This is a genomic window from Aminobacterium sp. UBA4834, from assembly GCF_002400205.1.
Taxonomy (GTDB): domain Bacteria; phylum Synergistota; class Synergistia; order Synergistales; family Aminobacteriaceae; genus Aminobacterium; species Aminobacterium mobile.
This window is the reverse complement of record NZ_DHFC01000018.1, coordinates 350,087-370,715: the sequence shown is the minus strand read 5'-3', so window position 1 is coordinate 370,715 and position 20,629 is coordinate 350,087. Positions and strand designations below refer to the sequence as shown.

Genomic DNA, 20,629 nt, shown 5'->3' with positions numbered 1-20,629 from the left:
TCTTTTTGTAAAGTCTCAGGGGACGGCGACTTGCCGTCCCCTTCGTTGTGTCATAATATGAGAGAGTTCTAGTTACTATATTTGTTTAAGGAGGCGGCACGTCCAAATGTCGGCCCTAAATGTTCCCAATATGCTCAGTCTCTTACGAGTGTTTCTTACTCCGTTAGTAGTGATTTTTCTAACTCTTAAAATAAGTACTCCGGTACTTGCTCTTGAAAAACTGGGAGTTCAGGTTAATTATGGAGATCTTATCGCTGGTTTTGTTTTTATACTCGCAGCTATTACTGATACAGCAGATGGATATATAGCGCGAAAGAAGGGGATTGTTACAAATTTAGGGAAGTTTATTGACCCTCTTGCCGATAAGATTTTGGTTGTGGCAGCGCTTATTTCGTTGGTGGAACTTCAACGGCTTCCTGCGTGGATTGTAGTGGTCATTATTTCCAGAGATTTTATAGTCACCGGCATTCGTTTGGTAGCTGCTGTGGAAGGAATTGTAATAGCGGCTTCTAAAATGGGGAAAATCAAGACGGTGAGCCAGATTATAGCTATAACCCTTCTCATCTTTAATGTCCAAGGAGGGCTGTGGGCCATGTGGATTGCTATGATCCTTACTGTATGGTCTGGCATGGAGTACCTTATCAAAGGTAAGGATATCCTTTTTGATGCATCTTAATCCCAATAAAGGTGGCGTTTGGGTATGAAAACACAAATAATGCAATGGGTGGATGACCAGAAAGACGAGATAGTACAAAGCGTAGCTGTGCTGGTACATTATCCTTCAGTTTCTCCCCACGAAGGAGGGACTGGGGAGGTAAAAAAAGCTCAATATATAGCCCAGCTCGTCGAAAAACTAGGTTTGCCTCAGGCGGAATGGCATAATGCTCCCGATGAAAAAGCTCCTGAAGGATACCGTCCCAATTTGATCGTTAGGATCCCTGGCGCAACTTCAAAACGCTTATGGATTATTTCTCACATGGATGTGGTTCCAGAAGGAGATTTGGCGTTGTGGCATACAGATCCCTTCACGGCTGTAGTAAAAGATGGTCGGGTTTATGGTCGGGGCAGTAATGATAATGGGCAGGAACTTATAGCAAGCCTTTACGCTGCATCTCTTCTGACCAAACGAGGTATCCAGTCAAAGTATGAAGTCTGCCTTTGTTTCGTTGCGGATGAGGAAGTTGGCAGTGTATATGGAATTCAGCATTTGATTCAAGAAGGCATTTTTCAAAAGGATGATTGTATTGTTGTCCCCGATGGGGGTAATGATAAAGGGGATTTTATAGAGGTTGCGGAGAAGAGTATTTTATGGCTAGAGTTTTCTGTTGAAGGAGAGCAGGTCCATGCCAGTCGTCCTGATTTGGGGCTCAATGCATGTCGGATTGCCAATATATTTGCTGTCGAATTAGATCGAGCTCTTCATGAAGCCTTCCCTGATAAGGATAGCCTTTTTAATCCTTCAGTCTCTACCTTCGAACCTACACGGCGCAATAGTAATGTAGGGAATGTAAACACTATCCCAGGGAAGGAAACTTTCTGCTTTGACTGTCGCATATTGCCATCTGTGAATGTCGATGCTGTTCTGAATGTCGTGTCTCAGGTCAAAAAACAGGTTGAGCGGGCGGAAGGTGGCAGTATCTCTTTTTCTATTCTACAACGTACCGATTCTACGTTGCCTACCCCCTCAGATGCTCCAGTGGTACGTTTGCTAGCGTCTTCTTTACGCGAAGTATATGGTTTTGAACCAGTGATTGGAGGTGTCGGTGGTGGTACGTGTGCTGCTTTTTTTAGGAAGGAAGGTATCCCGGCCGTAGTGTGGGCGCATGAAGCAGATGTAGCTCATATGCCTAATGAATATTGCGAAATAGAACACTTGCTTAATGAAACGAAAGTTTTTGCTCTTATGATGGCGGGAATGGAATAGAAAAAACAGGGCGGGATCTGGAAGATCACCGCCCTGTTTTGCATCAGTGAAAATACTTTTGACCCATCCCTTCTTTTAAGCATATAATACTTTTTCGTGGAACAACGACCACTTTTTTAGCAGAGGTGAAATATATGTTCAATGGCCTTAAGCGCGTTCTTGGGCTTGACCCCAACGAACGAGCATTGAAGCGGTATCGCCAGATCGTCGGCGAAATCAACGGTCTGGAACCGGAAATGATGGCCAGGAAAGACGTGGAGTTACAGTCTCTGGTTTCTGATTTCAGGCAACGAATAGCATCAGGAGAAAGTCCTGATGACCTTTTAGTTGAAGTTTTTGCCCTCGTTAGAGAGGTATCCCGCCGAACCTTGGGACTTCGCCATTTTGATGTTCAGCTTATGGGCGGAGTTGCTCTTCATGAAGGGAAAATTACAGAAATGAAGACGGGGGAAGGCAAAACGCTGGTAGCGACCTTAGCTGTTGTTCTTAATGCGCTATCAGGTAAGGGTGTGCATGTTGTGACTGTGAACGATTACTTGGCACAACGTGACGCTGAGTGGATGGGGCCTATTTATAAATTCCTGGGCCTTTCTGTTGGGGTTATATATGCATATATGGATCAGGAAGAACGTAAAAAAGCATATCTTGCTGATATAGCCTATGGAACGAACAGCGAGTTTGGTTTCGATTATTTGCGAGACAATATGGCTGTCTCTCGTGAGCAACTTGTTCAGAGAGGCCATTACTACTGCATTGTTGACGAAGTGGACTCTATTCTTATAGATGAAGCCCGTACTCCTCTCATTATTTCTGGCCCTTCTGAAGACAACGTGGAAATGTACGCTACAGCGGATCAGATTGCTCGTCAGCTTCGAGAGGGCAAGGATTTTGAGAAAGATGAGAAGGAGCGGAACGTATCGATTACCGAAGAAGGAATAGCTCGGTGTGAACACCTTCTGAAAATGCCGGGGCTTTTCTCTGATGCCGCTCGCTCCGATTTGGCCCATCGTATAGTTCAGGCCATAAAGGCCCATGTCCTCTTCCAAAAGGATGTGCATTACGTTGTTAAGGATGGGGAGATCGTTATAGTAGACGAATTTACCGGTCGTCTTATGGTTGGCCGACGCTATTCTGATGGTCTCCATCAGGCTATAGAAGCGAAAGAAAAGGTGAAAGTTGGCAGAGAGAGCCAGACGTTAGCTACTATCACTCTTCAGAATTATTTCCGTATGTATCGAAAACTGGCAGGTATGACTGGTACGGCAGTAACTGAATCGGAAGAATTCAAAGAAATTTATGGACTTGAAGTCATCGTTGTTCCTACAAATAAACCCATGATTCGAGAAGATCTTGCCGATGTAATTTACCGTACGACAGTTGAGAAATTCCATGCGGTAGCAGATGAAGTTGCTGAGACATATGCAACAGGAGAGCCTGTTCTTGTAGGAACCACGTCTATTGATAATTCTGAGCGTGTCAGCAAACTACTCAAGGCGAGGAAAATACCTCATCAAGTTCTGAACGCAAAATATCATGAAAAAGAAGCTCAGATAGTAGCTCAGGCAGGCCGTTTGGGATCTGTTACTGTAGCTACTAATATGGCAGGACGAGGAACAGACATAGTGCTCGGGGGGAATCCGGAGTTTTTGGCAAAAGAGGCACTTAGAAGAGAAGAAAAAGACGAAAGGAATAATCCGGAGCGTTATAAGGAACTGCTGGAAGAGTTTCGAGAGCAATGTTCCAAAGAGCGAGAGGAAGTGTTGACGTACGGAGGACTGAAAATTATTGGAACAGAGCGGCATGAATCTCGTCGAATTGATAATCAGCTTCGTGGCCGATCTGGAAGACAGGGGGATCCTGGATCAAGCCGTTTCTATCTTTCATTGGAAGACGATCTGTTAAGACTTTTCGGATCAGATCGTATCCAGGGGCTTATGGAGAAATTAGGCATGGAGGAAGGGGAAGCCATAGAGCACAACCTTCTCACCAAAGCTATAGAATCAGCCCAGAAAAAAGTAGAAGAGATGCACTTTGATATTCGAAGACAGCTTTTAGCTTACGATAATGTGATGAACCAGCAACGCGAAGCTGTCTACAATGAGCGGCGCCTGATTTTGGAAGATGAAAATATTATTGAGCATACGTGGGAGGTCATCTCAGGTGTTGTGGATGACGTTCTTGACCATTATTTCCCTGAGGAGGGGGAAGCGGAGCCTCAGAGAGCGGCGTCTAAACTTCGTTCTCTCTTTGGAGCCGGGCTCGATATATTCCTTGAGGGAGTAGACAGTCGTCGACTTTTGCCTGAAGCTGTGGAAAAGCTTAAAAAAGAAATCGGGAATCGTTTCCATGAAAAAATGGAGACGTTGGGAACAACTATTGCTGATGAACTCATGCGTTTTGTTGTTCTCCATACTCTTGATACGAGTTGGAAGGATCATCTTTTGGCCATGGACGAGCTTCGACGAGGGATAGGTCTGCGGGCTATTGGGCAAAAAGATCCCCTTCTCGAATACCAGTTCGAGTCGTATAACCTTTTCCAGGCCATGATGGAGAGAGTTCGCGAATCTGTTGCGGAGCTGGCCTTCCGAGTGACAGTTGTATCACAAGATGTTCGTAGAGCTTCAGATCGTCAGGGAGTAAGAGAAAGCCGGGATTTTGCTTTGCCTTTTGCTTCCGGTGAAGATGTTCACTCAGAGCGTTTTGGAGATGAAAAACCACAGCCAATAAGGAAGGGGCCTAAAGTAGGTCGAAACGATCCCTGCCCTTGTGGGAGTGGCAAGAAGTATAAACATTGTTGTGGTAAAAACGCTTAAAAACGAGGAGGTAAAAATATGGGCCTACGTTTTCGTAAAATAGCCCTTTGTGTTGTCATCTCCTGTTTGCTTTTTGGTGGAACAAGCGAAGTGAGAGTGGCGCATGCTGCGCAAGATTTTGATATCCAACGGATGATACAGGAAGCGCCGGGTTTTTCCCTCTACGGGAATGCCTCCGGCATTGTTTGGCTGAAAGATCACCAGTACGCTCTTTTAGCTGATGGAAGTATGGAAAGTACTGTTACTTGGGTCATCTTGGCCCGAAGTTCTATTGATCCGCGATGGCTGAATTGGGCTATTCCTGTCCCTGAAGGTGGAAACGTGGATGTTATAGCAGCAGATATATATGATCCAGGTACTGGCCTGAAAGAATTAGAAGCCGATACTTCTTTTTTAGAAGTTGGCGAGAATAAGATATGCCAGGTGCAATTCCCTGTGCGAGATGAAATGATTCTTGCCCTTTCTTATAAAGTCCTTTCCCCAGGGAAAGTGGGTGTGGATGGGTATATTAAGACAGGGCTGGATTTGCCTCAGTGGGAACAGCGTATCTCTGTGGATGTTCCGTCGGGGGCCAACTTGGCGTGGATATCAAGTGAAGGGATAGAGCCGTCGGTGGAAAAAGTAGGAGGGCGAGATCAGTATAAATGGTTAGTGGTCAACCATCCCACATGGTCTGGACGCTCGCTCCTGAGCTCTTTTGAACCCTTTATAGCTTTTAGTTTGCAACAAGGGAGGGATTCCTTCTATCGTCTGCTCAAGGCAATGGAAGGTGTTTCTACCCCAAATGCGCCAGAAGCTGTTTCCACGTCAGCAAAAAATGCAAATAAAGTAAAGGCTGGGAATGAAATTATACGATATGTAAAAAATATTCCTTCCTTCCCAGTGTCTGTCCCTGCTCAGGCATTGAGATCTTCTATCCCTGCTGAAGGTCCATGGTCTGATTGGGAAAAAACAATAGTACTGTCTCGGTGGCTTCCTTTAGCGGGATGGCAGACGCGAATTAAGTGGGTTACGGCTACGGAAATAGCCGGTGATACCCCTGTAACTAAAGGCCTTCTGCTGAAGCCTGTTATAGAAGCTTCGTACCCTGGGGCAGGAGTATTCTTTTTCGATTTGCAGCAAGGTATTTCTCTTGGAGAAACTCCCCCGGCTCTTTGGGGGAATCGGGTGTATGGACTTGTAGATCAAGAAATAAAAACAGATGTTATACAGGGCGGCGGAGCTGCTGATCATCGCCTTTCTCTTCGATGGAATATGACTCTGAATGAGTCGGGAGTTCTTTCGGGGAAAGTCTCCTTTTTTGTCAGGAATGGATGGACGGGACTTTTCTTTGGCGGGGATATTCCTGACGGTCCGAAAGCTGCAGATGTATTATCCGCCTGTACAGGTGTTCCTTTTGACGGGAAGAAAGCGGAGATCCGTCAATTGAAATATGGGTATGAAATCTCCTTCCCTATAGAGATATTAGGAGCCATTACTGGAGCTACAGGACAGCAGATGCTGGTAAAATTGCCCTCTTTTTTCCCTATGTGTCTCAAAGAAATAGGTGGAGTTCGTCCTCCCTATTCGCTGAGATTCCCTTTTGCTGTGGAAATGGAGTACGATCTTCGCATTCCCTCCACTATGGACGTGGTGATGTTGCCTGGAACAGCGAGTAGGGATATGGGAAAGGTGAAGTATTATGAAAAAATAGACTATCGACAGAGAAAAAATCTTATTAGCGGTAGCGCGAAGGTTGTTGTGTCTGTGGATCGTATTGATGAGTCCATAGCGTCGGCTTTGAATGAATCTGTTCGTCGGTTCGCCGACTTTAACGCAAAAACACTGCCTCTGCGTGCCAAGTAAAGATCTTGGAGGTGTACAAATGGCCGATGTGTTACAGACCCTTCGCGGTCTTTTGGATAATGCAGTTCAGTCAGCTGCGGAGGAACGGGGAATACCAACAGAAGAATTACCGGAGTATGTTATCGAAAAGCCTAAAAAAGCAGAACATGGCGACTGGGCTACAAATATTGCCATGCAACTTGCCAGGGTGTTCAAGGAAAAACCCAGAAAATTGGCAGAAGATTTGGTGACCCGCCTTGCCGATTGTGATTATTTTACGTCTGTGGAGATAGCAGGGCCAGGATTTATCAATTTCCGCCTTTCCCAGAAATGGATGGGGGAAGCCGTGCGGACTATTATAGAAGAAGGCGATGAATATGGCCGTTCCAATCTTGGAGGGGGAGAAAAAGTACAGATAGAGTTCGTAAGTGCAAACCCTACCGGACCTCTTCATGTTGGTCATGGACGTGGGGCGGCTGTTGGTGACATCATTGCCAGAATTATGGACTTTGCTGGCTGGGAAGTAGAAAAAGAATACTATATTAACGATGCAGGGCTTCAAATGCAGATATTGGGGCGTTCCGCCCAATCCCGATATTTTGAGCTTTTAGGCCAGGGGGGGATGGCGCCTTTCCCAGAGGATGCCTATAAAGGTGATTATATATACGATATCGCTCAAGAGATTATCGACAGGGAAGGCGATGTCTTTCTTAAAGAACCTTTGGAGGAAAGCCTGCCCTTCTTCCAGCGTTACGCAGCAGGCCGAATTTTAGAGGGAATAAAAAAAGATCTCTCTGATTTCGGGGTTCGTTTTAATGTCTGGTTCTCCGAAAAGAGTCTTTACGAACGAGATCTTGTGCCTCAAGCAATGGAAACCCTTAAAGCACGGGGCTATGCTTACGAAGAAGACGGAGCTCTCTGGTTTAAGGCAACGGCTTTTGGCGACGAAAAGGATCGTGTCCTTATCCGTACCAACGGTGTCCCTACATATTTTGCGTCTGATATTACATATCATATGGAGAAATTTAGTCGGGGATTCCAAAGAGTCATCGATATTTGGGGTGCAGACCATCATGGCTATGTGCCCCGTATGAAAGCGGGCATAGAAGCTCTTGGAAAAGAGCGAGACAGCCTTGAAATAGTGCTCATTCAGTTTGTGAACCTCCTTCGAAGCGGAGAGCAAGTTGCCATGTCCACCCGCTCGGGGCAATTCGTTACTCTACGGGACGTGATGGATGAAGTAGGGGTTGATGCAACTCGATATTTCTTTGTAATGCGACGAAGTGATAGCCATCTCGACTTTGATTTGGAGTTAGCCAAACAGTCTTCTAATGAAAATCCAGTATATTATGTGCAGTATGCTCATGCCAGAATCTGTAGCGTCTTGAAAGAAGCTGAAACTCGTGGGATAGCTATCCCTGGAATGGAAGCCCTGGATCCGTCACTTCTCCTTGCTGAAGAGGAGAAAAAGTTGGTGAACAGGCTCTCTCTTTTCCCTCAGGAAGTGGAGAAAGCGGCTTTGGAGCGGGCTCCCTATCTTATTGTTAATTATGCTTACGACTTGGCTGGAGATTTTCACTCTTTTTATAATGCCAATCGTATACTTGGAGAACGTTTACCAGTAATGAATATGAGGCTCCTACTCGTTCAAGCCTCAAAGACAGTTTTGTCTCTCTCTCTCTCTCTCTTGGGTGTGCGGGCTCCTGAAAGGATGTAGTGCGGTATGCCTCGGCTTCGGTGGGTCTTCCTTGCAGTAATGCTGGGGCTTATTGTGGCCATTATGGGGACAGCATATGTCTTCGAGTTTCGAGAGATACATCGACTATCCGAGATGGTGGACTCTCGTATGGTTCGCTTAACGTCTCTCTCCCGCAAACTTCAAGAATATCAGGAGAAGATAGACTTTTACAAAACACCGGAAGGATTGGCCCATCTCGCAAGAGATCAATATAATCTTGTTTTTCCGGGGGAACGCATCTATCGTATTGTTGTAACGTCGGACGATGTCTTGCCGCAAAAACAACAGTAGCGTATAATACTCGAATGTTTCCCTGTCTCTTTCGTAGAAAAGAGACCATAATGTCCAAAGGGAGGAGGTGAAGAACGTGCGACCCTACGAAATGATGGTTCTAGTAAGTTCTGAACTGGAAGATCCAAAGGAAGAGATCGGTAAGATCGAGGAGGTCGTGCGGAGCCTTGGTGGAGAGCACTCTAAAACCGATATATGGGGGAAGAGAAAGCTGGCTTATCCTATCGATAAGCACACCGAAGGTTTTTACGCAGTGATGACATTTAAGCTCGATTCTGATGAGATTGAAGAGCTTGAACGTCTTATGAGTTTACGGCCTAATGTATATCGGCAGATGATCGTCCGTCTTGACGAAGAGTAAGGAGGAGATCTTTTGGCCAGAGGATTTAATAAAGTCATTCTCATGGGGAACCTGGCGAGAGACCCTGAAATACGATATACGGCATCAAAGCAAGCAGTAGCCAGGTTGACAGTAGCTGTAGGACGCCAGTGGAAAGGGCGAAACGGAGAATTGCAGAATCAGACAGATTTTATTCCCATTGTCGTGTGGGGGAATCAGGCTGAAAATTGCGAGAGATATCTCCGGAAGGGGCGTCCGGTCCTCGTCGAAGGGCGGATGCAGGTCCGAAGCTACGAAGATAAATCGGGAGAGCGTCGTTGGATCACGGAAGTGATAGCTTCGTCGGTAACTTTCCTGGGCAGCGCCTCGCGAGATGATGAAGATGTGAAAGAAAGCCCCTACAGCGGAGGCAGCGATGATTTTGGCAGCATCCGGGATAAGGGGTTCGATGGTGAGGAATTTCCTCTGGATATCTCCGAAATGGGAGATTCTGAAGCTGGAGAAGAAGCAGACATTCCTTTTTAGGGAGGAGGTACATTCATGGCTGAGAATAATGGCCCCTCAAGAGGACAGAGAGGGGGCGGCGCCCCTAGACGGGGTGGCAAGAGACGGCCTAAAGTTTGTTTTTACTGTGTCGATAAACTCGACAACGTAGATTATAAAGATATAGAGCGTTTACGGAAATATGTAAGCGAGCGAGGTAAAATTATGCCTAGACGGGTAACGGGGAATTGCGCCAAACATCAGCGCCAGCTGACAAGGGCTATAAAGAGAGCTCGTTATATGGCGCTTCTGCCTTACTCTGTAGAATAGGCTCTAGCTGTTGAAATAGGTATGTATGAGTACAGGGGGAGTGGCTACGGCTTCTCCCCCTGTTTTTTCGGCACAACCTGTGCAGGAAAGGATGTTCACATGTGACGCCAACGAGAAGTCTTGTCGAATCTTCTCTCCTCGTGGGACTGGCGGTAGTTCTTTTTTTAGCGGCTCAGTTTTTACCAGTTGTAGGTATTGCTTTTTCCTTTCTCTGCCCAGCACCTCTAGTTGTTATGGGGTTGCGGCATGATCTGAAGAAGTCTATTCTCGGAGCAGGTGTAGCGGCAGTTTTAATAATGTTTTTTATGGGCCCTATAGGAGCGCTCTTTTTTATTTTAGGTTTTGGAATATTAGGAATCGGTTTAGGATATTTGTCGAAGAGATTGGATCACGGAGTGGAGATACTTCTATATGGAATCCTTATCTCTCTTGGCAGTAAACTGGTGCTTATGGTTGTGGCGAGTAAGGTTATGGGTATGAACCCCTTTTCTATCGACCCTGTAGAGATAGAAAACACCATGAATAAGGTTTTTGAATTTTATGCTGGGAAAGGATTATCTCCTGAGACCATAGAATCTATGAAACAACAAATGATGGTAACATTGAAAATGTTGCCCATGGTGTTCCCCGCCATACTGACTTTAGCTGCTTCTGTCGATTGCTACTTAAGCTATGTTATTAGTCGAGCTGTGATCCACCGCATCGGCAGCGGTACGTTACCATCTCTTCCTTCTTTTGATCAGTGGCGGTTCCCTAAAAGTATATTCTGGGCTTTTGTAGTCTCCATTGTGTTCTCTTTAGTTGGAATACAGCTTGGACAATCGAGTCTCGTTTTTCGAGTGGGAATGAACCTTAAACTTCTTGTCAACATGCTTTTCTTGCTCCAGGGCCTATCTGTTATCTGGTATTATCTTTCTTTGAGAGGTGTAGGGAAAGTTCTTCGATGGATTGTTATAATATTTGTGATGTTCATCCCTTTCCTTTCCACAGTTGCTTTGGGTATAGGGATAGGGGATATGTGGTTTGATTTCAGGTCACGAATCAGGAGGGAGTAGCAATGAAAGTAATCCTAAAACAGGATATAGCGAAATTAGGAAATAAAGGAGATCTTATAGAGGTATCTGACGGATATAGCCGAAACTACTTGATCCCACGAGGTTTGGCGGAAGAAGCGACTCCTTCGAGGCTGAGCGAATGGAAGCAAGATATGAAGGCTCGGGAAAAGAAAGAAGAGAAGATGCTGGCGGAGGCTCAGGAGATGAGTCGTCACTTGCAGGGGAAACAGGTAGTAGTTAAAGCGAGTGCAGGTGAGTCAGGAAAGCTTTTTGGGAGCGTTACAAATGCTCATGTAGAAGAGGCACTAAAAAAACAACTAAAGGTTTCTATCGATAAAAAAGATATAAAGCTTGATGAAACCATTCGGAATACGGGGGAATATTCTTTCACGGTTAAGCTCTATCAAGGAGTGGAAGCTCGAATGACCGTAAAAGTTGAGGCGGAATAGCGGTGGCAGAAAACATATATGATCGAGTACCCCCTACAAGTCTCGATGCGGAGCGTGCTGTTTTAGGAGCTTGTCTCGTAGACAGGGAAGCATTGAACCAGGTTATGGAGGTCTTGGTCCCTAACGATTTTTATGATCTTGTGCACCGATTGGCGTTTGAGGTTATCTGCGATATGGCTCAGCGTGGCAAACCGGTTGACCCCCTTACCTTTCTCGAAGAAGTTGCCAAACGGGAGTTCGATAAAAAAATAGGGGGACAACCCTTTATCGCTGGATTGGTAGATGGCGTCACCACTACTGCAAATGCTGAATATTATGCTCTTATCGTTAAAGATAAATCTATTCACCGTCGGCTCATTTCTGCAGGGAATAAAATAGTTCGGCTAGGCTATTCTGAAGAGCTGGAAATTGATGAGATTCTGGAAGAGGCGGAGAAATCTGTCTTTGAAATAGCTCAGAACAGGAACAGAACAAATTTCAGGGCTGTTTCAGATGTTCTGGGCAAGACCTTCCAAATGATAGAGGAACAGTATCGGAAGTCAGACCAGGATGTAACAGGGTACAGCACTGGCTTTTATCAATTCGATCGAATGGTTGGAGGGCTCCAGCCAGGGAGCCTCAATATTCTTGCAGCCCGTCCTTCTATGGGAAAAACAGCTCTTGCTCTGAATATGGCTCAACATGGAGGCGTGGAGCAAAAAACCCCCATTTTGATCTTTAGCTTGGAAATGAGTGCAGAGCAGTTGGTGCAGCGAATGCTAGGTTCTGAGGCTAAAGTGAATATCCACGATATACGAAACGGATCTTTTTCAGATGGCGATTGGGAAAAATTGGCAGATGCTGCCGGGCGTCTGACCCAGGCTCCCATCTTTATAGACGATAGTTCCATGCTGTCTACTTTAGAGTTTAGAGCACGGGCACGACGATTTAAAGCTCGTTTTGAGAACGTGGGGCTTATAGTAGTGGACTACTTGCAGCTTATGAGCTTTTCCCGGCGTATTGACAGTAAACAGCAGGAGGTAGCTGAAATATCCAGAGCTCTGAAGGGTGTAGCTCGAGAGCTGGAGGTACCTGTTCTAGCCCTTTCACAGCTTTCGAGAGCTGTGGAGCAGCGAACAGATAAAATGCCTCAACTATCAGACCTTCGAGATAGTGGAGCCATTGAGCAGGATGCGGATCTGGTTCTTCTCCTTTATAGGCCGGGGTATTATGATAGCGCTGGTTCACCGGAAGAGGAGGATAATCGGGCCACTGTACGTATCGCTAAGCATCGTAATGGGCCTACTGGAGATGTGGACTTAGTATTCCTGAAGGAATATACACGATTTGTTAATGCAGAGCGAACCTTTATTTAGAGTTATTGTGTTATGTCTGATTTGTGGAGGAGCAGCGGAATGGCAGGTATGATGAATTTCCTTCGCAACGAAGCACTGTTACGTGGCGGGAAAAATGAAGAAAAGCCTCGTGGAGGAGAAAAGAAATTTTGTGAATTGCCTGTAGACCTTATTCGGCCTAACCCTATGCAACCTCGTCTGTATTTCGATGAGAACGAGCTTAACGAACTGGCATCGTCTATAGCTGAACTTGGTGTGATCCAGCCGATTGTTGTATGTGAAGTGGATAAGGGATATGAACTTATAGTTGGAGAGCGTCGTCTGAGGGCTGCCAAAAAAGTGGGGCTCTCTACAATTCCAGCTATAGTAACTCAGATTACTCCCACTGACCAGCAGGTCTTGGCTCTCGTTGAAAATGTCCATAGAAGCAATCTTTCCGCTATAGAAGAAGCCCAGTGCCTTCGAAATATTTTAGATCGCACAGGATGGAACCAATCTGTACTTGCTTCCAGACTTGGTTGTTCCCAGTCATCTATAGCGAACAAACTTCGTCTTCTTAAACTTGATGAAGGCGTGCAGAATATGATTATGTTTGGGAAGATTGGAGAACGGCAGGCTCGATCCCTTGTAGGGTTGGCTTCTGAACAGCAGGTGCTTCTTGCACAACAGATTGCAGAAGAGAAGCTCAATGCGAAAGAAGCGGAAGCGTTAGTTCGCAACAAAAAACAGGCTCTTCGCCCAAAAGATCATGAATCTGTTTCTCGAAAGAGTCGAAGCAAAGGACTTTCCTTTACAGGCCCAGAAGGTCCTACAGGGGAGCTTTTGAAGGATCTGGCTGTTCTTGTGGAAAGCAATAGGCGCAAAGGGATCCCTGTCATCTGGAAAGTTAAAGAACTTGCTCAAAGAGAGCTTATAGTTGAAATTACAGTAGACCTCAAAGGACATATAGTCCCAGAAAAAGACAAGGTACATGAACATGGGCTCCCTGAGTAACGGATTTATAGAATATAACAAGAACAAGCCCTCGTTCAAAACAGAGGGCTTGTCTTTTTGTTGTTTTTTAATTCTTCTCGTAGTACCCAATATGGTTTTTTCGGGAGAGTTCTGGTATCAGACCCTTCATCCTATGAAGTGGGTCGTAACTCTTGTTCCTCTCTGCATAATGCTTTTCTTTGCTTTTATAAAGAGCTTTGCCGAGAGGGCAAGAGGTTTCTTATGGGATTCTTTTTCTCTTATTGCGACATTTTTTCTTATATTTTTGTCCCTCCAGCCCCTTTGGATCCCTATCTCTTCGTGGTCTACATACCTTCTTGCCTGGTTTTCCTTTGCCGCCCTATGGCTTCTTTATATCATAACGTTTAACATTTTTAATGAGACGTGGCTTCCGTGGATTTTTTTAAGCAGCGGCTTGGCAGGGGCCGTAAGTGTTTTTTTTGCAGAACTTCAAATTCACTCGTTACATAAACCCTTCTTTTTTATTCTTCAAACCCCAGGACATTACATAGCCAATACAGGACAACAAAACATGCTTGCCTTCTGGTTGGCTATTTGCTCATTGAATCTCATGTTCCTTTTTCTCTACGTACCGGTTTTTTCAAAGAAGGGATGGGATTTACCACGAGACGGCATTCTAATCCTTCTTTTGGCTGTAACAGAGTGGGGGCTATGGAACACTACTAGCCGTTCCGCTATCTTCGGAATCATATCGGGATTGTTGTTTATGGCCATAGGGGTGTGGTGTTCTGGAAATAAGGATATAAAACGAAGGGCGTTATGTATTATTTTGATTTTCTTCGCTATTATGACAGCCACTGTGGAATTAAATGAAGGGCGCATTGGAACATTAAAAGATAAATTTAGAGATATAGTTGAAAACCCCGCATCTGTGGGGCAAAGAGACAGCATTTGGCTTACATCGTGGTATATGTTTCGTCAACATCCCTTTCGCGGTGTAGGGTTGGGACATTATAAATGGAACTATCTTAAAGCGCAGGGGGCGATGCTAGAAGAGCATCCAGAGAAGAAATGGCAGTATACATATTGGGCTCACAATGAATTTCTTCAATGGTTATGTGAAACAGGAGTTGTGGGAGGTGCTCTTCTTTTTACCGTCGTTTGTTGGTGGTTTTGTCACTTTGTTTCTGTGCTTTATAAAAAGGCTCCCCTTTCCTTAGAAGCATTATGGGGATCGTCCCTTGTGGTTCTTTTTGGAGGGACTGCTTTGTGGACCCGTCCCTTTCATCGTATTGAGGATGCTGTCTGGCTGGCTGTGGCTTTAGGAGTTGCGAACAGAGATATTCTACAGGAAGAATTTTGTGTTCGTTTTTCTCTGGAGAAAAACCGCTTTATTATGGCCTTGTTCAGTGGAGTGGCTGTAGGCGGTCTTATCTTTTTGGGGCATGGACTTTATAGTGATAGATTAATAGCAAAGGCTTTTGAAGAAAAAAACATGGCTCTTCAGATGGATTGCCTGAATAGAGCCTCCCAATCTCTTATGGTTCGTTCCCTGGCTCAAAAAGAGCTTGCCCATCTTCTCCTTGCCTGCGGTGAAGGAGGGCGAGATCCGGAACTTCTTGCCGAAGGACTCAATAGGATGTATGCCCTCTTTCAAAAGGAACCTCATGTAAAGGAATTTCGGGTTCTTTTGGATTGGGGTATAAAGCTGGGGAAAAAAGATCTAGTATTTGAATTGTCTCGCTATCTTCACCCGTCAGTTCGGGGCACGGTGCCGTAGGTGGCGCCGTGTCTCGAACTGTGAGGTTCTTCTTAGGGAATATAGAGAAGTTCCCTATATGTAGGATATGGCCATACGCTGCCGGCCGTTATGGATTCCGCCGCATCGCACATCCCTCTGATAGCAGCATCTAGAGGAAGCCCCTCTTCTGTCAGCACTTTAGCTTGTTCTTCAAGAGGCATGGAAAGAATTTTTTGCCTTAAATTATCTAAGTGCTCTACTGCCGTATGAAGGCCTGTTTTGAGAGTGCCCAAACGCCGAATGAATTTTTTCCATGGCTCGTCAGCATTATCCATAAGACTTGGATCGATAGCGCTGAAAGCTTGGCTTTCTAATACGAGTTGCTTTGAAAGGGCGGGTAAAACCCCCTCCCAAACCATAGAGTGTAAAATACCCATCTCGATCTCTACTGTTTTTACATATTGCTCCAGCCGAATTTCGTAATAGGCGGTAATTTCACGATCGTTCATAATATGAAGATCTGAGAGAAGCTGGCGATGCTCAGGGACCAAGTAAAGAGCGAGGGCCTCTTGAGTGTTATGAGCTATAATGAGTCCTCTCTTACGAGCTTCCTCATACCATTCCTGGCTATAGGCGTTCCCTTCAAATCGAATATTACGGCTTTCCCGAGCCGCATACCGCACTGCTTCCAGAGCTGCATCTATCACATCACCATTGCCAATTCTCGACTCGATCATAGAGCAGATTTGGTCGAGCCCCCAGGCCCAGATGGCCAAAATCATCGTAAGAGGCCCTGCTATAGATTGGGAGGCGCCAGGTGCTCGAAATTCAAATTTATTCCCTGTGAAAGCAAGGGGAGCCGTTCTGTTGCGGTCAGTGTTGTCTGTTGTAATTTCAGGCAGACGGCTGAGTCCCAAATCGATAAGTCCCTTGCTGGGGAAAGCATCTGGCAAGCCCTGTTCGATGCGGTCCAAAATCATAGAAAGGGTATCGCCCAGATAGGCGCTTATAATTGCAGGTGGCGCTTCGTTTCCCCCAAGGCGATGCATGTTCCCGGGAGAAGCGATAGAGGCTCGCAACAGGCCACTGTATCGTGATAATCCGAGAAGAAAGGCCGAAAGAAATGTAAGAAATTGAATGTTTCTTCTCTGATTAGACGATGGCTTCAGGATGTTTTTCCCATCACTATCCTGAATGGAGAAATTTATATGTTTTCCACTCCCGTTCAGTCCGGCGAAGGGTTTTTCGTGGAGCAGAAGCATGAGGTCATGGCGGCGGGCCATCTTTCTTAATGTTTCCATAATAAGCTGATTTTGATCGCACGACAAATTTGCTTCCGCATGTTGAGGTGCAAATTCGAACTGGCAGGGGGCAGCTTCGTTATGGCGGGTAGTAATAACGACACCGAGACGATACAGGTCTCTCTCCACGTCTTCCATATAAGAGAGAACTCGAGGAGGAATAGCTCCCAGATAGTGATCCTCCATCTGTTGCCCTTTGGGAGGTTGGCAGCCTATAATTGTTCGACCGCAGAATTGGAGGTCAGGACGTTTTCTTGCCCCTGCTCCGTCAATAAGAAAAAATTCTTGCTCAGCCCCTACAGTTACCTTGGCCCATTTAAGTCCCCGATTCCCGAAAAGCTTAAGGAGGCGCAACGCTCTGGTTTCCACAGCGTCCAATGCTTTCATCATGGGAGTTTTCAAATCTAATGGCGTACCGTCGTAGGATATAAATACTGACGGAATACAAAGGGTACCACCTTTTTTACTTGTTACAATGAAGGCCGGGCTTGTAGGGTCCCAGGCGCTGTACCCTCTGGCCTCGAAGGTAGAACGAATTCCTCCTGATGGGAAAGAAGACGCGTCAGGCTCGCTTTGTACAAGTTCCTTTCCCTTAAAAGACTCCATGGGAAGCCCATTTTCGTCCGCAACCAAAAAGGCGGTATGTTTTTCTGCCGTCAATTCTGTGCGGGGATGGAACCAGTGAGTGTAGTGTGTAGCGCCTTTAGATAATGCCCATTCTTTCATGGCGGCAGCGACCATATCGGCAATGCTTGAATCTAATTTTTGTCCCCCCTCAATGGAAGCGATAAGGGCGTCGTAGACATCCCGGGGGAGGCGTTCTCTCATAGCCCGTCGATCAAATACGTACATTCCAAAAATATCCCGTGGCTTATCGTATGTCATGTCCTTTCCTCCTTAAGAAACAAAAACATGTCCGGATAGAAAAAATAATGGAGAAGTTATAGCACTTTATGGGAGTGGTCGTCAATAGTTTTTATAAAATTAATGTTTAGAATGCAGATATAGTTGCTAAAAAGATCTTAAAATAGTTTTTTTGCATATATATTGTCGGTCAGAAGCAGTTTTTATGGGGTTTTCTTTGAATGGAGTCGTAAAAAAGAGGGGTAGGATCTTTTCATTCTATATACTTCATTTTTTCGGGAGAGAAGAAACTTTTGGTGTAAAATCAAACAATATATATTTCGTTTTTTGGAAGAATGAAAGGAGATGGAGATGCAATGTTTCTGAAGAAGGAATTCACCTTCGATGCAGCTCATAACTTGGTTCACTATAAAGGGAAGTGCGAGAAGCTCCATGGGCATACATATCGCCTTGTTGTGACTATAGAGGGAACTCCAGATCACGAAGGGATGGTTATAGATTTTTGTGAACTCTCGTCTCTTGTTAAGGAACGAGTGCTTTCCCGTCTCGATCATTCGTATATTAACGATTTTATCCCTCAGCCTACGGCAGAAAATATTGCCTTGTGGGTGTGGAACCAGTTAGAGGAAGTGTTACGCTACCCACATTGTTGTCTTGTTGAGATAGAGGTCTGGGAGACGGCTACCAGTGGCGTTATTCTGAGAAAGGAAGATGTCTATGCGTGATGTGCAGAGCGAGCGAGACTCTCGTCGTATCCCTATCGACCTTGTAGGAATAAGAGATTTATCATACCCTATTGTTGTTTTGGATAGAGAGCAGAAAGAGCAACATACAGTAGCCAATGTTTCTATGGCTGTTTCTCTTCCAGAACATTATAGGGGGACCCATATGAGTCGGTTTATTGAAGTTCTTGAGGAGTTTCAGGGGAAAGTGACTCTTTCTCAAATGGAGCATATTACGGAACACCTTCGACAGACACTTCGTGCCGATCGGGCCGAGATAACTTTCCAGTTCCCTTATTTTATCCGACGCCATGCACCTGTAACGAAAATCCCCAGCTATTCTCGTTATGATGTCATTTTTTGGGCACAGAAAGATTCATCTTTTGATCTCATCACTACTGTTATTGTGCCTGTACAGACCTTGTGCCCTTGTTCAAAAGAAATCTCTGAATTTGGAGCTCATAACCAACGTGCTCGAATTGAAGTAGCGGCGCGTATGAAAAACTTTGTATGGATAGAAGAACTTGTAGAAATTGCTGAGAGGTGTGGTTCTGCGCCTCTCCATTCGTTATTGAAGCGTGAGGATGAAAAGTATGTAACCGAACAAGCGTACCAGAATGCAAAGTTTGTAGAGGATGTTCTTCGTGATACAGCGTTGGAACTAGAGGCAGAGTCTCGAATTTCTTGGTATCGGGTACGAGTGGTGAGCTCTGAAAGCATTCATAATCACGATGCTTTCGCTGAACTGGAGAGACATGTATCAGGCTAAACACCCCCTATGCTAAAGGGAGAAGAGAGGAAGATTCCGATGCATATACTCTTTGCTGGGAAATCATTTTTACGATTATGGGATCTTTTGCTCCCAGCCTTTCAGGGACATGAGATGGATGTGGCAGATGATTTGGATCTGAAAGACAAGCTTCCGTGGGCGGATGTCCTCATTATTCGTCCTATGAGTGTAACGTACGAGCTTCTCAGTAAGGCTCCCCGTTTAAAAATGGTACAGCAGTGGGGAGTGGGAGTGGAGGGGCTTGATATAGAAGCATGTACCAAGTTAGGAATTTTTGCGTGTAATATTCCTTCCAGGGGGACTGGCAATGCAGAAGGGGTGGCGGAAATAGCCTTACTCCATATGATGCTTTTAGCGAGGAGATATGCTCGGTCCCAGGAAAAAATATCGGAAGGGAAAATCTTTACTCCTCCAGGCATAACTCTTTGGGGAAAGAGGGCATGTGTCGTAGGATTGGGGAATTTAGGGCACTGTGTAGTAGAACGTCTTATAGCTTTGGGAATGTCTGTGGTGGGGGTTAACCGAACGTATCGTCCTGAGTTTCGAGAGTGGGGAATTAAAAGTTTCTACTCTCTGGCGGAAATGGAAAAAGCCCTTCCCGGATGCCATTTTGTAGTGGTAACCCTAGGGCTGACTCCAGAAACGCAAAATAGTATAGCTGAACCTTTCTTTCACGCCATGGACCGCAATGCTTTTTTTATTAATGTAGCTCGTGGGGGATTAGTTATACGAGAGGCCTTCGAGAAGGCTATAGAGGAAGAATGGATTGCAGGGGCAGGGTTAGATGTGTTTTGGACAGAACCTCCGTTAGTGACTGACCCTATCCTTCATCATCCACGCATTACCGTCACCCCCCATATAGGCGGGGTAACTGATGCCTCCTTGAAGGGGGCTTTACATTTTGTTGCGGGGAATGTGGAAAAACTAACGAAAGGAGAGATTCCGCTCTCCTGCCTTAACAGAGAGACATTTCTTACAAAAGAGGGCGTAGCTGAGACAGATGAATTATAGTAGCAAACGCAAGGTGGTCGTTTATACTGTTTTTGTGCTCTGTGCGTTAGCTGGCGCTGTATGGTTGTATGGCCTTTGGTGGCACTATTATCTCGTAACTCATCCGAGAATAGCTCAAGCGGTGCCTTACTCCTATGAAGAAGAGCTCCCTTTCCCGGGGATTCTTTTGTGGAATGAATTCATTCTCACATCACCGTCCCACGGCCGTCTTCAATATGCTGTGGAAGGATACGGTGGAAGGGTCGCTCAGGGGGATAAAATAGCTATTTTAGAAAATAATGGCTCTCAACAAATACTTCGAGCACCGCAGACAGGTTATTTTATTCCTGGGCTTGATGGATTGGAAGGGCAGGTTTGTTATCCAAACGTTTGGCCCGGGATAGAAAAAATCCCGAATACGCCGGAACTCTCTCTCTTTCCACAAGGAAAAACAGTATCAAAAGGAGATCCCATAGGGAAATTTCTTCCCATGCCTCAAGATCTTCGGATTGTAGGTTATGCTGATATGACTCCAGCACTTGAAAGGAGGATAGATAGGGGAAATGTCCTTTTAAGACGAGATAAGAATACATCTTTATATCAGGGCGAGGTTAGAGTGGCGAAAAAGCTAGGATATCGGTGCAAACTCTACCTTACTCTCCCTTTTTTCCCTATTAATATTGTTA

General features: G+C 45.4%; 19 protein-coding genes. 18 read left to right on the top strand and 1 reads right to left on the bottom strand.

The features are described from left to right. Window positions 1-106: 106 nt before the first annotated feature. The 14 genes from pgsA (at window position 107) to B3L97_RS08245 (ending at window position 15,315) form a co-directional block, all read left to right on the top strand. A complete protein-coding gene (gene pgsA / locus B3L97_RS08310) occupies window positions 107-676 on the top strand; it encodes a CDP-diacylglycerol--glycerol-3-phosphate 3-phosphatidyltransferase (protein WP_286934814.1) in 570 nt (189 codons plus the stop codon). Window positions 677-700: 24 nt separating this feature from the next. Then, window positions 701-1,924 (top strand): M20 family metallo-hydrolase, encoded by a 1,224-nt coding sequence (locus B3L97_RS08305; RefSeq protein ID WP_286934812.1) that lies wholly within the window; start codon window positions 701-703, stop codon window positions 1,922-1,924. A gap of 134 nt (window positions 1,925-2,058) precedes the next feature. After that, window positions 2,059-4,737: a preprotein translocase subunit SecA gene (gene secA, locus B3L97_RS08300; protein ID WP_286934810.1), complete on the top strand. Its 2,679-nt coding sequence runs from the start codon at window positions 2,059-2,061 to the stop codon at window positions 4,735-4,737. Between the two features lie 18 nt (window positions 4,738-4,755). Further along, window positions 4,756-6,582 (top strand): hypothetical protein, encoded by a 1,827-nt coding sequence (locus tag B3L97_RS08295; RefSeq protein ID WP_286934809.1) that lies wholly within the window; start codon window positions 4,756-4,758, stop codon window positions 6,580-6,582. 19 nt (window positions 6,583-6,601) lie between these two features. Then, window positions 6,602-8,278: an arginine--tRNA ligase gene (gene argS / locus B3L97_RS08290; RefSeq protein WP_286934808.1), complete on the top strand. Its 1,677-nt coding sequence runs from the start codon at window positions 6,602-6,604 to the stop codon at window positions 8,276-8,278. Window positions 8,279-8,284: 6 nt separating this feature from the next. Further along, window positions 8,285-8,590 carry an FtsB family cell division protein gene (locus B3L97_RS08285; RefSeq protein ID WP_024821839.1) on the top strand — a complete coding sequence of 102 codons (306 nt, stop codon included), beginning with the start codon at window positions 8,285-8,287 and terminating at the stop codon, window positions 8,588-8,590. 76 nt (window positions 8,591-8,666) lie between these two features. After that, a complete protein-coding gene (rpsF, locus tag B3L97_RS08280) occupies window positions 8,667-8,951 on the top strand; it encodes a 30S ribosomal protein S6 (RefSeq protein WP_024821840.1) in 285 nt (94 codons plus the stop codon). Between the two features lie 12 nt (window positions 8,952-8,963). Further along, the gene (locus B3L97_RS08275) at window positions 8,964-9,455 is read left to right on the top strand and encodes a single-stranded DNA-binding protein (protein WP_024821841.1); all 492 of its coding nucleotides are present in this window, start codon (window positions 8,964-8,966) and stop codon (window positions 9,453-9,455) included. Between the two features lie 15 nt (window positions 9,456-9,470). Beyond that, window positions 9,471-9,743, top strand: a complete 273-nt coding sequence (gene rpsR / locus B3L97_RS08270; RefSeq protein ID WP_024821842.1) for a 30S ribosomal protein S18 — start codon at window positions 9,471-9,473, stop codon at window positions 9,741-9,743. A 101-nt stretch (window positions 9,744-9,844) separates the two neighbouring features. Then, the gene (locus B3L97_RS08265; RefSeq protein WP_286847387.1) at window positions 9,845-10,798 is read left to right on the top strand and encodes a YybS family protein; all 954 of its coding nucleotides are present in this window, start codon (window positions 9,845-9,847) and stop codon (window positions 10,796-10,798) included. Window positions 10,799-10,800: 2 nt separating this feature from the next. Continuing rightward, the gene (gene rplI, locus B3L97_RS08260) at window positions 10,801-11,247 is read left to right on the top strand and encodes a 50S ribosomal protein L9 (RefSeq protein WP_024821844.1); all 447 of its coding nucleotides are present in this window, start codon (window positions 10,801-10,803) and stop codon (window positions 11,245-11,247) included. 2 nt (window positions 11,248-11,249) lie between these two features. Then, window positions 11,250-12,602 (top strand): replicative DNA helicase, encoded by a 1,353-nt coding sequence (dnaB, locus tag B3L97_RS08255; protein WP_024821845.1) that lies wholly within the window; start codon window positions 11,250-11,252, stop codon window positions 12,600-12,602. 39 nt (window positions 12,603-12,641) lie between these two features. Then, window positions 12,642-13,574 carry a ParB/RepB/Spo0J family partition protein gene (locus tag B3L97_RS08250; RefSeq protein ID WP_024821846.1) on the top strand — a complete coding sequence of 311 codons (933 nt, stop codon included), beginning with the start codon at window positions 12,642-12,644 and terminating at the stop codon, window positions 13,572-13,574. A gap of 91 nt (window positions 13,575-13,665) precedes the next feature. Further along, entirely contained in the window at window positions 13,666-15,315 is a 1,650-nt protein-coding gene (locus B3L97_RS08245) for an O-antigen ligase family protein (protein WP_286934806.1), read from the top strand. Window positions 15,316-15,347: 32 nt separating this feature from the next. Here the strand turns inward: B3L97_RS08245 and B3L97_RS08240 are convergent, their stop codons facing one another. Next, window positions 15,348-17,462, bottom strand: a complete 2,115-nt coding sequence (locus B3L97_RS08240; RefSeq protein ID WP_286847394.1) for a glutamine synthetase III — start codon at window positions 17,460-17,462, stop codon at window positions 15,348-15,350. 335 nt (window positions 17,463-17,797) lie between these two features. On the opposite strand from B3L97_RS08240, the gene queD reads away from it, so the two are divergent. From queD to B3L97_RS08220, 4 genes are all read left to right on the top strand, one after another. After that, the gene (gene queD / locus B3L97_RS08235) at window positions 17,798-18,166 is read left to right on the top strand and encodes a 6-carboxytetrahydropterin synthase QueD (protein WP_024821849.1); all 369 of its coding nucleotides are present in this window, start codon (window positions 17,798-17,800) and stop codon (window positions 18,164-18,166) included. After that, the gene (gene folE2, locus B3L97_RS08230; RefSeq protein ID WP_286934804.1) at window positions 18,159-18,932 is read left to right on the top strand and encodes a GTP cyclohydrolase FolE2; all 774 of its coding nucleotides are present in this window, start codon (window positions 18,159-18,161) and stop codon (window positions 18,930-18,932) included. The genes queD and folE2 overlap by 8 nt, the downstream gene beginning before the upstream one ends. Before the next feature lie 39 nt (window positions 18,933-18,971). Continuing rightward, window positions 18,972-19,964: a 2-hydroxyacid dehydrogenase gene (locus B3L97_RS08225; RefSeq protein WP_286934803.1), complete on the top strand. Its 993-nt coding sequence runs from the start codon at window positions 18,972-18,974 to the stop codon at window positions 19,962-19,964. Beyond that, window positions 19,954-20,629, top strand: a 676-nt coding sequence (locus tag B3L97_RS08220; RefSeq protein WP_286934802.1) for a hypothetical protein, incomplete at its 3' end; no start/stop codon positions are given. The genes B3L97_RS08225 and B3L97_RS08220, both read left to right, overlap by 11 nt.

Excerpts from the sequence above, each read along its gene's own strand:
- queD (WP_024821849.1), top strand. The coding sequence starts at position 17,798 with ATGTTTCTGAAGAAGGAATTCACCTTCGATGCAGCTCATAACTTGGTT.
- secA (WP_286934810.1), top strand. The coding sequence starts at position 2,059 with ATGTTCAATGGCCTTAAGCGCGTTCTTGGGCTTGACCCCAACGAACGA.
- B3L97_RS08245 (WP_286934806.1), top strand. The coding sequence starts at position 13,666 with ATGGTTTTTTCGGGAGAGTTCTGGTATCAGACCCTTCATCCTATGAAG.
- B3L97_RS08225 (WP_286934803.1), top strand. The coding sequence starts at position 18,972 with ATGCATATACTCTTTGCTGGGAAATCATTTTTACGATTATGGGATCTT.
- pgsA (WP_286934814.1), top strand. The coding sequence starts at position 107 with ATGTCGGCCCTAAATGTTCCCAATATGCTCAGTCTCTTACGAGTGTTT.
- folE2 (WP_286934804.1), top strand. The coding sequence starts at position 18,159 with ATGCGTGATGTGCAGAGCGAGCGAGACTCTCGTCGTATCCCTATCGAC.
- B3L97_RS08250 (WP_024821846.1), top strand. The coding sequence starts at position 12,642 with ATGGCAGGTATGATGAATTTCCTTCGCAACGAAGCACTGTTACGTGGC.
- B3L97_RS08285 (WP_024821839.1), top strand. The coding sequence starts at position 8,285 with ATGCCTCGGCTTCGGTGGGTCTTCCTTGCAGTAATGCTGGGGCTTATT.
- argS (WP_286934808.1), top strand. The coding sequence starts at position 6,602 with ATGGCCGATGTGTTACAGACCCTTCGCGGTCTTTTGGATAATGCAGTT.
- B3L97_RS08305 (WP_286934812.1), top strand. The coding sequence starts at position 701 with ATGAAAACACAAATAATGCAATGGGTGGATGACCAGAAAGACGAGATA.
- rplI (WP_024821844.1), top strand. The coding sequence starts at position 10,801 with ATGAAAGTAATCCTAAAACAGGATATAGCGAAATTAGGAAATAAAGGA.
- rpsR (WP_024821842.1), top strand. The coding sequence starts at position 9,471 with ATGGCTGAGAATAATGGCCCCTCAAGAGGACAGAGAGGGGGCGGCGCC.
- B3L97_RS08240 (WP_286847394.1), bottom strand. The coding sequence starts at position 17,462 with ATGACATACGATAAGCCACGGGATATTTTTGGAATGTACGTATTTGAT.
- B3L97_RS08295 (WP_286934809.1), top strand. The coding sequence starts at position 4,756 with ATGGGCCTACGTTTTCGTAAAATAGCCCTTTGTGTTGTCATCTCCTGT.